Raw genomic sequence first — 12,786 nt, 5'->3', positions numbered from 1 at the left:
ATAAATGTAATATAAAGGAGAATTGAAATGAATCTGCACGGAAAGGATATTAAGATATTTACAGGTAATTCTAATAAGCCTTTAGCTGATGAAATAGCTGAAAAAATTGGAATACCCGTAGGTATTGCGAACGTTGGAAGGTTTAGTGACGGAGAAACAGCTGTTAATATCGGTGAAGTAGTAAGAGGTTCAGATGTGTTTATCATTCAATCCACTTGTCAGCCGATAAATGATAATCTTATGGAGCTTTTGGTTATGATTGATGCTGTAAAAAGAGCTTCAGCAGGTAGAATTACAGCAGTTATTCCGTACTTTGGGTATGCCAGACAGGACAGAAAGGCAAGGGCAAGAGATCCTATTTCTGCCAAACTTGTTGCAAATCTTTTAACAATAGCCGGAGCAGACAGAATACTTACTATGGATTTGCACGCTCCACAGATACAAGGATTTTTTGATATACCTGTGGATCATCTTTTGGGTCTACCTATTATTGCCGAATATTTCAAGGAGAAATTTGCCAGCCTGGAGGATGTTGTAGTCGTTTCTCCTGACGTAGGCAGTGTTACAAGGTCTAGAAAGGTTGCTGAAAGACTGGATTGCCCGTTGGCTATAATCGATAAGAGACGTCCTAAGGCAAATGTTTCAGAAGTAATGAATATAATAGGTGACATAAGAAATAAAAAGGTAATCCTTGTTGATGATATGATTGATACAGGAGGGACTATTGTCAACGGAGCTAATGCTCTTATAGAGGCTGGTGCAAAGGAAGTATACGCAAGCTGTACACATGGTGTGCTTTCGGGGCCTGCGATTCAGAGAATTAGTGAATCTGCAATAAAAGAGTTGGTTACATTAAATACTATAACATTAAGCGAAGAAAAGAAAATTGACAAGATTAAGTCCTTGTCTGTAGCAGGAGTTTTTGCTGAAGCTATAGAAAGAATATATGGTGATATATCTATTAGTACATTGTTTACACAGATATAAGCTATATATTTGAATTTGATTTTCTGGGGCGGTTCTTTTTAGGAACCGCCCTTTTAGGCATGAATATTTTATATGCAAATGATAGGAGGCGGCAAAGATGGGAGATGTATATCTTCTTGTGGGGCTTGGCAACCCAGGCACTAAATTCGTAAATACAAGACATAACGTTGGATTTGATGCTATAGATTATATATCAGCCAAGTATAATATAAAACTATCCAAAATCGGTTTTAAGGCGGTATACGGAGAAGGTGATATAGAGGGAGTCAGAACCATTCTTGTAAAGCCTCAAACTTTTATGAACCTGAGTGGGGAAAGTGTTAGGGAAATAGTTGACTGGTACAAGCTTCCTATTGAAAGATTAATAGTAATATATGATGATATTGATCTTGAACCGGGCAGAATAAGAGTAAGACCTAAAGGCAGTTCCGGCACTCACAATGGCATGAAATCCATAATATACCAATTACAGGATGACCGATTTCCAAGAGTGAGAATCGGTATCGGAAGAGCACCGGAAAAATGGGATTTGGCTGATTATGTTCTTAGTAAATTCTCTAAAGAGGATAGACAGATAATTGACCAAAGTATTGAAAAAGCGGCACAAGCAGCAGTAATGATAACGCAAAGCGGCCCGGAAAAGGCAATGAACAACTTTAATAAATAATCAAAAGCCGGAGGTGCAGAATGAATTTTTTTACAGACCCTCTCTTGAAAATAGATGAATATAATACCCTTTTAACGAACGTGCGTGAGGGGAAAGGGCCTGTATCGGTTACCGGGCCATCAGATTCTCAAAAAGTGCATCTGATATATTCCCTATGTACTCATTTACAGAGAAGAGGACTGTATATAACGTACAATGAAATGCAGGCCAGACGAGCTTATGAAGATTTTGCCTTTTTTCTGGGGGACGATGTTTTGTATTACCCTCCAAAAGAGACTATGCTTTATAATATAGAGGCCAGAAGCAACGATATAATATATCAGAGATCAAAAACCCTGCTGAGGTGCTTAGAGGGAAATTACAAGCTGATTGTAATGTCCGCTGAAGCACTTATACAGATGATTTCACCTGTCGAACTCTTTAGAGGAGGAGTTATAGATTTCTCCTTAGGCTCACAAATAGACCTTGATGAACTGGTCGCTAAGCTTGTTCTGTATGGCTATGAAAGAGTTGAAACTGTCGAGGGAAAAGCCCAGTTTGCTGTCCGCGGAGGAATTATAGATGTTTTTGGTATAAATAGCGAACATCCGGTACGTATTGAATTATTTGATACTGAAGTTGATTCTATCAGGTACTTTGATGAAACCACACAGAGGTCTACCGACTCAATTGACCATTGCAGAATTCCTCCTGCGAGAGATGTAGTTTACAGGGAAAAATCAAAGGAAATAATAATTTTAAAGATAAAAAAAGATTTGGCGGACTACGTTAAAAAGCTAAAGCAGAAGGACAACAGTGAAGTTGTTATAAATATATCAAAGCGTGTTGAAGAAGATATAGATAACCTGATTGAGCACCATTATTTTCCGGGTATTGACAGATACCTTCCGTATATATTAGAAACTCCTGCTTCTATAATAGACTACATTGAGAGTGAATCAATAATAATTCTGGATGAAACCCTTAGGATAACCCAAAGAATTGAGAATGTTCAGCTGGAACATGAAGAACTTGCAAAGAGCCTGATGGAAAAAGGCGGTATTCTGCCTAAAGGCGCAGAATGGGCATTTTCCATAGACACAATAGTAGATCGGATTTTGAATTTGAGGACTGTAACATTGTCCGCCCTTTCAGCTAACAACTCCCTTATCAGGCCATATAACCAGATATCGATACCATGTAAATCAGGGAACTCATACCAAAATCATATAGATTTACTTGTGGATGACATAGGACAGTTTAGAAAAAAGGAATATAAAATTATAGTTCTTTCAGGCCCTAGCGGCAGAGGACACAGGTTGGTTGAAACCCTTGCAACAAATGAGATTTCCTCCAGTTACAAAGATAATTCCGAGTATAGGATACAGAACGGAGAGGTTGTTGTAACTCATGGTAGTTTGCAAAAAGGCTTTGAATACCCAACGGCTGCTTTTGTAGTAATAAGTGATATTGAGGTTTTTGGTCAAGATAAAAGAATAAAGAAAGCAAAGGCAAAGAGAGCGGGCAACAAAATAAAGGCATTTTCTGATTTAAATGTTGGCGACTTTGTTGTACATCAGGCCCACGGCATAGGTCAGTATATAGGTATTGAAAAGCTTAGTGTAGGTGACGTTAAACGGGATTATCTTAAAATTCGGTATCAAGAGGGAGATTTTCTTTACATTCCCACTAACCAGCTGGATTTGCTTCAAAAATATATTGGTTCAGAAGGAAAGACTCCTAAAGTCAATAAGCTTGGTGGAACTGAGTGGGCAAAAACAAAAAGTCGTGTAAAGGAATCTTTGCAGCAGCTTGCGGCGGAACTGATAAAGCTATATGCCCAAAGACAGTCTGCAAAAGGCCATGCCTTTTGTAAAGATACTGTTTGGCAAAGGCAATTTGAAGAGTTATTCCCGTATCAGGAAACCGATGACCAGCTTAAATGTATTGATGAAATAAAAAAGGATATGGAATCGGATAGACTTATGGACAGACTTCTTTGTGGAGATGTTGGCTATGGAAAAACAGAAGTCGCTATAAGAGCTGTATTCAAGGCAGTCATGGATGGGAAACAGGTAGCATATCTTGCGCCAACTACTATTTTAGCTCAACAGCTGTACGAAAACTTTAAAAAGAGGATGAGCGACTTTCCGGTAACCGTGGATGTAATGAGCAGATTCAGGACTCCAGCGGAACAGAAGAAAATTGTAAAATCCGTAAAGGCAGGAAACACAGATATACTTATAGGTACACATAGACTTCTGCAAAAGGATATTGAATTTAAGGATCTTGGACTACTAGTAGTAGATGAGGAACAACGCTTCGGCGTAACCCACAAAGAAAAGCTTAAAGCCCTAAAACCGAATGTTGATGTACTAACTTTGACGGCTACACCTATTCCCAGAACACTTCACATGTCGTTGGTTGGAATAAGGGATATCAGCGTTTTGGAGGACCCTCCGGAAGAAAGATACCCTGTTCAGACATACGTTATGGAATATAATATGGAACTTATCCGTGATGGTATAATTCGTGAAATGGCCAGAAACGGTCAGGTTTTCTATATGTATAACCGGGTAAGAGGCATTGACTTAAAAGCACAGGAAATCAGGGCGATGATTCCTGAAGCCAGAGTTGCAATTGCCCATGGACAAATGAACGAAAAAGAACTGGAAGATGTAATGTACGGTTTTATAAACGGAGAGTATGACGTGCTTGTATGTACTACTATTATTGAGTCGGGGCTTGATATGCCAAATGTTAATACCATTATTGTAGAGGATGCCGACAAAATGGGTTTATCTCAGCTTTATCAAATTAGAGGTAGGGTTGGAAGATCCAACAGGCTTGCATATGCCTACATCACATATAAGAAGGACAAGGTTCTGTCTGAGGTAGCAGAAAAAAGACTTCAGGCTATTAAAGAGTTTACTGAATTCGGTTCAGGTTTTAGAATAGCCATGCGTGATCTTGAAATAAGAGGTGCGGGAAACTTACTGGGTCCGGAGCAACATGGCCATTTGGAAACAGTTGGTTATGAAATGTACTGTAAACTGCTGGATGAAGCGGTTCAGGAACTAAGTGGAAAAGAAGTACGCACGACGGACGAGGAAATGACAGTTGACATAAATGTTAATGCATATATTGATGATGAATATATAAGCTCAGAAGAGCAGAAAATTGACATGTATAAGAAAATTGCTGCAATACAGAATGAAAATGATGTAATTGATTTACGAGATGAACTAATTGACAGGTATGGAGACATTCCCGAAGAAGTGGAAAATCTAATGGACATTGCATATATCAAAGCACTTGCTGTGGAGTGCGGATTTATTGGCATTTCACAGAAGGATGATACAATTTTGTTTGCTCTTAGTAAATCTGCTTCAGCAGTATCGAAATATCTGGGAGTGCTTATGGATAAGTACCCTAGAAGGATTATGCTTAATGCTAGCAGCAACCCTTATTTGTCATTTAAGTTAATAAATTCATCGGGAAGAGAAAATTTGGCAAATATTAAGATTTTGTTACAATACATTATTGAATTGCAGTCTAATGGATAATTGAATATAATTATAATCGAAAGTAATTTGTAAAATTCAGGTTACAAATTAGGTTTTGAATAAAAAAATGGGGAGAGATTACCTTTGGAAAACGAAAACGCTAAAGTGAAAAAGACATCAAAAGGGCTGATTATAGGAATTATTGCGGCTATACTGGTAGTTGCAGTAATAGCTGTAGTCGTTATTTTTAGTATGTCTTCAGGAGATGTTGGAAAAGTAGGAGATTTGAGCATTTCAAAAGAGGAATACATGGTATTGTCAAAGTTCAATATGAGTTCATTCCTTCAGAACGCACAAACTCAAGATTCTACAAATTTTGATTGGAATCAGAAGTATCAAGGAAGTACAGCAAAAGAACAAATCAAGAAAGCTACACTCGATAGTATTCAGGAAATCAAAATTCAGCTAATCAAGGCAAAAGAAGCTGGTATCAAGCTTGAAAAAGCAGATTTGGATAATATTGAAGCAGCAATCAATCAAAGAATTCAAAATGCCGGCGGAAGCAGGGCAGAAGCCGAAAAGCAGTTAAAAAATGATTATGGTGTATCTCTGAATGATTACAAAGAAGTTTACAAAGAGCTTGTTTTGTCACAGAAATACATTGAAAGCGAAAGAAACAAAATCAAAGTAACTGACGATGAGATTAAGAAGCAATATGATGAGCATAAAGCTGACTATGATAAAGTAACCGTAACACATATACTTGTTGCAACACAGGATTTGCAAACAGGTGCAGCTTTTACTGAGGGTAAGAAGAAAGAAGCTAAGGAAAAGGCAGAAAACCTTTTGAAGCAAATCCAAGAAGGTGCTGACATGCAGGAACTTGCTGAGAAGAACTCCGATGATAAGGCTCAAGACGGTACTGTAAATAACAAAGGTGTTTATACCTTTGGTAAGGGTGAAATGGTGTCACAATTTGAAGAATGGGCATTTGCAAACCACAAGGCAGGAGATACCGGTATTGTTGAAACTTCATACGGATATCATGTTATGAGATTTGAAAAAAGAGAAGAAACCAAGTTTGATGATGTTAAAGACACTATAAAGTCAACAATCCTGAATAACAAATTTAACGAAGAATTCCTAACAAAGAAATTAGACAGCTGGAAGAAAGAGTTCCCGCTTAAGAAAGATGAAGATGCTTTAGCAAAAATTGATAAAACCCTATACAAATAATTATACTAATATATACTACTACTTTTGTAAAAAATAAAAGGGACTGGATGCATAACCAATAGTTGTGCAGTCAGTCCCTTTTTACGACTTAAAATATATCTAGAAAATGGTTGTATCTAATTGCACTACCAATTATGTATAAAAAATCATCAACAAAACAATAATAAGACTAAAATAACCTATTAAGGAGGTAATATACTTTGAAAGCAACTGGGATAGTTAGACGTATAGACGATTTAGGAAGAGTTGTAATACCAAAAGAAATAAGAAGAACCTTGAGAATTAGAGAGGGAGATCCTCTAGAAATATTTACAGATAAGGAAGGGGAGGTTATTTTAAAGAAATATTCTCCGATTGGAGAACTTAGTGATTTTGCAACACAGTATGCAGAGTCACTGCATAAAACTAGTGGGCACATTACATGTATTACTGACAGAGATACGGTAATTGCAGTATCCGGTGCATCAAAAAAAGAATTTCTTGAAAAACAACTTAGCTCTGATGTTGAGAAAACTATAGAGGAGAAAACAACATTACTTATAAAATCTCCTGAAGAAAAGTCGATTTCAATTTTGGCAGAAGAAAATGGTGAAAGAAAATATACCTCCCAGGTTGTTTCGCCAATTATTTCAGAAGGTGATCCGATAGGAGCTGTAATAATGCTTTCTACGGATGCAAATGTAAGAATGGGAGAAGTTGAAGCAAAGCTTGCTCAATCAGCAGCAGGGTTTTTAGGAAAACAAATGGAACAATAGTGCATAGGTCAATAGGTTATTTTTATTTAAATATAATTTATTTTGTTTAGGGGGGATTATTATCAATCCTCCCATTTATATTTAACAGTTGACAGGTAGTAATGTTAAATATATAATTTCTTTTGTAAGTAAAATTTTCTAAAAACTTTCTTTTTTATCAAAAGTTTCTCAAAAATAAAATCAAATTAAAGGCACCAATTCTTAGATTTTTGTTTCTTAAATTTCTATTAATAGCTTGAACATGTCAACCTTATTTTCACAAGTCCGGCATTTGCACACCTGCAGCAGCGTGAAAATGGTTGCTGTAATAAAATATGTTCCTTATAAATGGAGCAAAGGAGGATTTTTTTATGAATAATGTCAGTCTTGTAGGAAGGTTAACAAAAGATGTTGATCTTAGGTACACAACCAAGAAAATGAGGGCAGTGGGTTCTTTTACTTTGGCTGTAGATAGGGATCCTAGAAAGGTGACAAATGATAAAACTGCGGATTTTATTCCTATTGTTACGTGGGGAAAAACCGCAGAGTTTGCAAGTAAGTATTTTTCAAAAGGCCATCGTATAGCCCTTCAGGGAAGCATACATACCAGGGTTTGGGAGGATGAAGAAAAAAATAGGCACTATGTTACGGAAGTTGTTGCAGACAGGGTGTTTTTTGCTGATGCAAAGCAAAAGGATTTCGATGAACAGGAAATAGAAGATATAGAAGAGGAGGCTCTTTAACGATAATTGAATATATTAGTCTTCATTTGCATATGTCATGGTTATAATGCTGAAAATGTAGTATAATAACAAGAAAAGGAAAATACGTATACAGGCAATTGGAGAATTAATATGAGTGAAGTTAAATTGGATAGATTAATAGATATTATGAAGACTCTGCGAAGTGAGAACGGTTGCCCTTGGGACCGTGAGCAGACATATGAAAGTTTAAAGAGGTATTTCATAGAGGAAACTTATGAGTACCTTGAAGCAGTAGATTTAAAGGATAAGAAGAAGATGGTTGAAGAACTTGGAGATGTACTTTTACAGGTGGTCTTTCATGGGGTTATAGCAGAGGAGAACGGAGATTTTACCATGGATGACGTGATTAATGGCATCTGTGATAAGCTTATTCACCGTCACCCTCATGTTTTTGGAAATGTAAAGGCCGATACCTCTGACCAAGTTCTTGTGAACTGGGAAGAAATAAAGAAAAAGGAAAAAGGACTTGTAAGCCAAGCCTCAGTACTTGAGGATGTTCCTAAAAACCTGCCTGCACTTATGAGAAGCTACAAGGTTCAGCAAAAGGCGGCCCAAGTGGGATTTGACTGGGATAAGACATCCGATGTTTTTGCAAAAATAAGAGAGGAAATAGACGAACTGGAGAAAGAAGTAGTAAACTCCAATAAAGCTGGAATTGAAGAAGAAATGGGTGATTTATTTTTTTCAGTAGTAAATTTGTCCCGCTTTTGCAAAGTTCATCCCGAATTATCGCTAACCCAATCTACAAATAAATTTATTAAAAGATTCGAGTATATAGAGAAAAAAGCAGCAGAACTTGGAAAAGATTTAAATGATATGACCCTTTCAGAAATGGATGAGTTGTGGAATGAGGCTAAAATGAATAAATGTGAGTAAAATGGATAAAATCATAATGTAGTAACCAAATGGGAGGAATTACTAATGAATAAGTCGGAATTGGTAGACAAAATGGCAGAGAAGTCGGGACTTTCAAAAAAAGACTCAGATAGAGCTTTAAATGCAATGCTGGAAAGCATAGAAGAAGCGTTGACCAGTGGGGACAAGGTTCAGCTTATTGGCTTTGGATCATTTGAAGTAAAACAGAGAGCAGCCAGAAAAGGCAGAAACCCACAAACAATGGAGGAAATTAGTATTCCGGAGAGTAAAGCTCCTGTATTTAAGGCCGGAAAAGACTTAAAGGAAATGATTAACAAATAGTACCTGGCAAGTTTCAGCAAGGGGAGCAAAAAGTTACGCTTCCCTGGTTGAACTTGTAATCCTTTTAATTAATTACGGGACAATTGGTTTTGGTGTATCAGCTAATATGATACATATCAGAATGTGGAGGTTAAAATGAGAATAGACAAGTACTTAAAAGTTAGCAGACTAATCAAACGACGGACAGTAGCCAATGAGGTTTGTGAGCAAGGAAGAGTTAAAATAAATGATAGAGTAGCCAAACCCGGCTCAGAAGTAAAAGTTGGAGACATAGTTGAAATTCAATTTGGAAACAACACAACTAAAATTGAAATAACACGTATAACAGAGCATGTTGCAAAAGATGATGCAAAAGAAATGTACATGCTAATATAAGCATTAATAAATAAAGGGTTTAATCAACCGTAAGAGGTAGATTAAATCCTTTTTTAATGTTCTTTTTCATATTGTACAGGCATATATAATTAATGGGATTTATGATGGATACAATAGGGAGGCTGGATTTATGGAAGATAAAAAGACTGTAAAACCTATGAATCAAACCATTACCCTTGATAACAGGGAGAAGTTACGTGTAACAGGGGTAATTGACGTAGAGAGTTTTAATGAAGAAAGTATTATAGCAGTAACTGAATTAGGTGTTCTTATTATTAGGGGAGCAGAACTGCACATTAGCAAACTGAACCTTGATTCTAATGAGCTTGTTGTGGATGGAGATATTTTCTCACTTGAATACAGTGATGGAGAAACCGGCAAGTCTAAGTCTTTTTTCGGTAAAATGTTTAAATAAAATATAAGGGCTTGTGGTAGCTAATGAATTTAATTGTTGAACAGGTATACATATTTTTTTATGCTGTTTTGGCGGGTGGAGTTTTAGCTTTTTTATATGATATTTTAAGAATAAAAAGAAGAGCAATTAAGACAAATGTAATAATTCTCAGCGTGGAAGATATAATTTTCTGGCTGCTGTCTGCAATTATTGTGTTTTTAACTGTATATAACAGTAATGATGGACAGATGAGAGGTTTTATTTTTATAGGAAATATCCTTGGAGTTATTTTATATTTATCTCTTTTTAGCAAATTTGTAATTGCTTCTTCAATGATGGTTATTAATTTTATCAAAAGAATAGTATTATTTATTTGGAGGGTGGTAACTTATCCTTTCAAATTAATTTATAAAATTATATCAGTACCCTTAAGGTTTATGGGGAGATGTTTTGGGAAATTGGGCAGATTGTTATTCCGGGTATTTGGAAAAGCGGTGCATAAGGCAAAAGGGGCAGCGCAGACCAGAATTAAAAAGGCAAAGCTTTGGGATAGATTTATAAGAAAAGTTCGAAAAAAGACTTAATGTAGAAGGAGTTTTAGCCGACATATAGAATATAAGAAATAACATATCAAAGATAATATCTTACGAGGAAAAACAATGAAAAAACGAAAGAAATTCACTGTATGGACGTTTATTTTAATTGCTGCATTTTGCTACTTTGTATATACCGTTTACCATCAACAGTCGTTGCTGGAGGCAGGTAATTCAAAGTTATCTGCTTTGAAAGCAAATATTCATTCTGAGGAAGTAAAAAAACAGCAGTTGGAGAAACAAAAGTCTCTGATAAATACAGAGGAATTTGCTGAAAAGATTGCAAGAGATAAGCTTGGATATGTTAAAGATGGTGAGAAAATTTATATAGACACCAATAAGTAACAATTGCTTGACGGATTATATTATATGATATATAATCGAATTGCTTTTAAGCAATGTACAATATTTTGTACATTATGATTGCTTATCTATGGCTGTTGTTGAGGAGGATTTCTTATTTTATGCCACTTGAAGTAGGTAAGATTGTTGAGGGTAAAGTGACTGGTATTACAGCATTTGGGGCATTCGTCCAACTACCCGAAGGAAAAACAGGACTTGTTCACATTTCTGAAGTAGCTCAAGAATACGTTAAAGATGTTAGTGCTCATCTAAAAGAAAATCAGATAGTAAAAGTTAAGGTTTTATCTATTGATACGAATGGTAAGGTAAGTCTATCAATTAAAAAAGCTATTGAAGAAAACCCCACCATAGTTAAATCCAGACCGCCGGTAGAGCTTGATTGGAATGCAGGGAAAAATAATTCCTCTAATGCTTCCTTTGAAGACCGTTTGGCAAAATTTCTGAAGGATAGCGATGAAAAATTGCATGACCTGAAAAAAAGTGTCGAATCCAAACGTGGCAGTAGTGGATATAGAAAGTCTGCACAATACTAAATTGTATGACTTATAAAAAAATTGGACAAATAGGTGTTGACATCTGGCATGATATAGTATTATAATAAGCTAGTCGCCGGTTGATTTTGATATGCCGAAGTGGCGGAACTGGCAGACGCACAGGACTTAAAATCCTGCGGGGCTAACACCCCGTACCGGTTCGATTCCGGTCTTCGGCACCAAATAAAGGATTGAGATATAATCTCAGTCCTTTATTTATTTTATGAGACTTATATAATACATTTGGTTTTGATTTAAATTATTTTAAAATGTCGTCCTTTTACACTTTACTTTTTAAATAATTTGCGTAGTTAAATAACTCTTTTTTTGCTTCCTCATTTAGGGAGAAATACACTTCTGTAAGTTCTTTTGCACTTAATTCCGGCTGCTTTGTATCAGTTAAGCCTCCAAGCCAATCAAGGCTTACGTTGAATTTTTTAGAAATTAATATAGCCAGACTCATAGGGACATCTCTAGTCTCTTTTTCGTTTTCTCCTTCATATCTATAAACAGAACTTCTATGAATGCCAAGTATTTTTGCAAATTCATCAACTGAAAAACCTCTAGAGGTTCTCAGCTCTTTTATTCTTTCATTAATAGATGCCATTTTAAACCCTCCTGCGTAAGTCGTAACAATTATATTATACATCTTTTGTTCCCAAATGCAAATTTTATTTTCCAAACGGAGAATTTTTCATTGACATTGAATAGTCAGGATGTTATTATTTTATTGTTCCCAATATGAGACATTATTACATTTGAAAGTTGATTTATCCCCTTGTGGATACTATGTATAAATTAATCAGAAAAGTTCTATAAACCCTATGTTCCCAAATGGGAATAAAACAGACACAGGTTATAAAAAGGAGACAAATATGATAAAAGAAGAATTAAGTCAGATAATTAAGTTAAAAAAAGAAATCAAGCAGTTGACTCAGAAGCTTCAGGAATTATGCTATGGAGACCAGGAAACCATTGTTACAGACAAAGTAAGAGGAAGTATGGCACAGTTCCCCTATCTGCCAAGATCCTTTACCATCATAGGTCGTGAGGAAATGTCTGAGGAGTGTATTAAGGAGAGGAATGAAATTGGAATACGAATAAGATTAAAAACACAAAGTCTAATGGAAAAGGTCAACAAGGCCTATGAATTTATAGAAAGTATTGAAGACAGTACCATAAGACAGATAATGGTTTATCGCTACATAGACGGATTGACTTGGGAGCAGACTGGGGAATGTATGAGTTTCTCATGGGAGACCGTAAGAAAAAAACATGATAAATTTCTAAAAACAATACCAAAAAATACCAGCATATATGATGTAAAATAGTATTTGTAAAAAGAGACAACAAAATATTGCAAAAGGAACTTGAAATGGGGAGCGGATAAATATTCCGGTTCCTTTTTTGTTGTCTAAAAGTCAGTGAGGAGGTTAGTTACATGCTAATTACATTTCA

The 12,786-nt window shown here is 35.9% G+C and carries 15 protein-coding genes and 1 tRNA gene; 15 read left to right on the top strand and 1 reads right to left on the bottom strand.

Going from position 1 to position 12,786, the window contains the following annotated elements; all coding sequences use genetic code 11:
* Positions 1-27 precede the first annotated feature (27 nt).
* From K412_RS0106805 to K412_RS0106740, 14 genes are all read left to right on the top strand, one after another.
* Positions 28-987 carry a ribose-phosphate diphosphokinase gene (locus tag K412_RS0106805; protein ID WP_024832399.1) on the top strand — a complete coding sequence of 320 codons (960 nt, stop codon included), beginning with the start codon at positions 28-30 and terminating at the stop codon, positions 985-987.
* A gap of 97 nt (positions 988-1,084) precedes the next feature.
* Positions 1,085-1,654, top strand: a complete 570-nt coding sequence (gene pth / locus K412_RS0106800; RefSeq protein WP_024832398.1) for an aminoacyl-tRNA hydrolase — start codon at positions 1,085-1,087, stop codon at positions 1,652-1,654.
* A gap of 20 nt (positions 1,655-1,674) precedes the next feature.
* The gene (gene mfd, locus K412_RS0106795; RefSeq protein WP_024832397.1) at positions 1,675-5,199 is read left to right on the top strand and encodes a transcription-repair coupling factor; all 3,525 of its coding nucleotides are present in this window, start codon (positions 1,675-1,677) and stop codon (positions 5,197-5,199) included.
* Between the two features lie 84 nt (positions 5,200-5,283).
* Positions 5,284-6,375 (top strand): peptidylprolyl isomerase, encoded by a 1,092-nt coding sequence (locus K412_RS0106790; RefSeq protein ID WP_024832396.1) that lies wholly within the window; start codon positions 5,284-5,286, stop codon positions 6,373-6,375.
* 200 nt (positions 6,376-6,575) lie between these two features.
* Positions 6,576-7,130, top strand: a complete 555-nt coding sequence (spoVT, locus tag K412_RS0106785; RefSeq protein ID WP_014315278.1) for a stage V sporulation protein T — start codon at positions 6,576-6,578, stop codon at positions 7,128-7,130.
* 350 nt (positions 7,131-7,480) lie between these two features.
* A complete protein-coding gene (locus tag K412_RS0106780) occupies positions 7,481-7,852 on the top strand; it encodes a single-stranded DNA-binding protein (RefSeq protein ID WP_024832395.1) in 372 nt (123 codons plus the stop codon).
* Between the two features lie 111 nt (positions 7,853-7,963).
* Complete coding sequence (gene mazG / locus K412_RS20575; RefSeq protein ID WP_034847273.1) at positions 7,964-8,749, top strand: nucleoside triphosphate pyrophosphohydrolase; 786 nt, start codon at positions 7,964-7,966, stop codon at positions 8,747-8,749.
* A gap of 45 nt (positions 8,750-8,794) precedes the next feature.
* A complete protein-coding gene (locus K412_RS0106770; protein WP_024832394.1) occupies positions 8,795-9,070 on the top strand; it encodes an HU family DNA-binding protein in 276 nt (91 codons plus the stop codon).
* A 135-nt stretch (positions 9,071-9,205) separates the two neighbouring features.
* Entirely contained in the window at positions 9,206-9,445 is a 240-nt protein-coding gene (locus K412_RS0106765; protein ID WP_024832393.1) for an RNA-binding S4 domain-containing protein, read from the top strand.
* A gap of 130 nt (positions 9,446-9,575) precedes the next feature.
* Complete coding sequence (gene yabP / locus K412_RS0106760; RefSeq protein WP_024832392.1) at positions 9,576-9,860, top strand: sporulation protein YabP; 285 nt, start codon at positions 9,576-9,578, stop codon at positions 9,858-9,860.
* Between the two features lie 23 nt (positions 9,861-9,883).
* Positions 9,884-10,423 carry a spore cortex biosynthesis protein YabQ gene (yabQ, locus tag K412_RS0106755; protein WP_024832391.1) on the top strand — a complete coding sequence of 180 codons (540 nt, stop codon included), beginning with the start codon at positions 9,884-9,886 and terminating at the stop codon, positions 10,421-10,423.
* Positions 10,424-10,498: 75 nt separating this feature from the next.
* Positions 10,499-10,777, top strand: a complete 279-nt coding sequence (locus tag K412_RS0106750) for an FtsB family cell division protein (protein WP_024832390.1) — start codon at positions 10,499-10,501, stop codon at positions 10,775-10,777.
* A 119-nt stretch (positions 10,778-10,896) separates the two neighbouring features.
* Positions 10,897-11,328, top strand: coding sequence for a S1 domain-containing RNA-binding protein (locus K412_RS0106745; RefSeq protein ID WP_024832389.1), 432 nt, complete (start codon positions 10,897-10,899; stop codon positions 11,326-11,328).
* Between the two features lie 93 nt (positions 11,329-11,421).
* Positions 11,422-11,510: transfer RNA gene (locus K412_RS0106740), tRNA-Leu, on the top strand.
* A gap of 98 nt (positions 11,511-11,608) precedes the next feature.
* On the opposite strand, the gene K412_RS0106735 is transcribed toward K412_RS0106740, so the two are convergent.
* On the bottom strand, positions 11,609-11,935 hold the full coding sequence (locus K412_RS0106735) for a helix-turn-helix domain-containing protein (RefSeq protein WP_024832388.1): 327 nt from the start codon (positions 11,933-11,935) through the stop codon (positions 11,609-11,611).
* A gap of 268 nt (positions 11,936-12,203) precedes the next feature.
* On the opposite strand from K412_RS0106735, the gene K412_RS0106730 reads away from it, so the two are divergent.
* On the top strand, positions 12,204-12,659 hold the full coding sequence (locus tag K412_RS0106730) for a hypothetical protein (protein ID WP_024832387.1): 456 nt from the start codon (positions 12,204-12,206) through the stop codon (positions 12,657-12,659).
* Positions 12,660-12,786: the final 127 nt, after the last annotated feature.

Origin of the sequence: Ruminiclostridium josui JCM 17888 (assembly GCF_000526495.1) — a bacterium.
GTDB lineage: Bacteria > Bacillota > Clostridia > Acetivibrionales > DSM-1351 > Ruminiclostridium > Ruminiclostridium josui.
This window is presented reverse-complemented; position numbering and strand designations above follow the sequence as displayed.

What these genes read in the sequence shown, in the direction of transcription:
- yabP (WP_024832392.1), top strand. Translation starts at nt 9,576, where the DNA reads ATGGAAGATAAAAAGACTGTAAAACCTATGAATCAAACCATTACCCTT.
- K412_RS0106765 (WP_024832393.1), top strand. Translation starts at nt 9,206, where the DNA reads ATGAGAATAGACAAGTACTTAAAAGTTAGCAGACTAATCAAACGACGG.
- K412_RS0106735 (WP_024832388.1), bottom strand. Translation starts at nt 11,935, where the DNA reads ATGGCATCTATTAATGAAAGAATAAAAGAGCTGAGAACCTCTAGAGGT.
- K412_RS0106730 (WP_024832387.1), top strand. Translation starts at nt 12,204, where the DNA reads ATGATAAAAGAAGAATTAAGTCAGATAATTAAGTTAAAAAAAGAAATC.
- K412_RS0106780 (WP_024832395.1), top strand. Translation starts at nt 7,481, where the DNA reads ATGAATAATGTCAGTCTTGTAGGAAGGTTAACAAAAGATGTTGATCTT.
- K412_RS0106770 (WP_024832394.1), top strand. Translation starts at nt 8,795, where the DNA reads ATGAATAAGTCGGAATTGGTAGACAAAATGGCAGAGAAGTCGGGACTT.
- mfd (WP_024832397.1), top strand. Translation starts at nt 1,675, where the DNA reads ATGAATTTTTTTACAGACCCTCTCTTGAAAATAGATGAATATAATACC.
- mazG (WP_034847273.1), top strand. Translation starts at nt 7,964, where the DNA reads ATGAGTGAAGTTAAATTGGATAGATTAATAGATATTATGAAGACTCTG.
- K412_RS0106745 (WP_024832389.1), top strand. Translation starts at nt 10,897, where the DNA reads ATGCCACTTGAAGTAGGTAAGATTGTTGAGGGTAAAGTGACTGGTATT.
- pth (WP_024832398.1), top strand. Translation starts at nt 1,085, where the DNA reads ATGGGAGATGTATATCTTCTTGTGGGGCTTGGCAACCCAGGCACTAAA.
- K412_RS0106750 (WP_024832390.1), top strand. Translation starts at nt 10,499, where the DNA reads ATGAAAAAACGAAAGAAATTCACTGTATGGACGTTTATTTTAATTGCT.
- K412_RS0106805 (WP_024832399.1), top strand. Translation starts at nt 28, where the DNA reads ATGAATCTGCACGGAAAGGATATTAAGATATTTACAGGTAATTCTAAT.
- yabQ (WP_024832391.1), top strand. Translation starts at nt 9,884, where the DNA reads ATGAATTTAATTGTTGAACAGGTATACATATTTTTTTATGCTGTTTTG.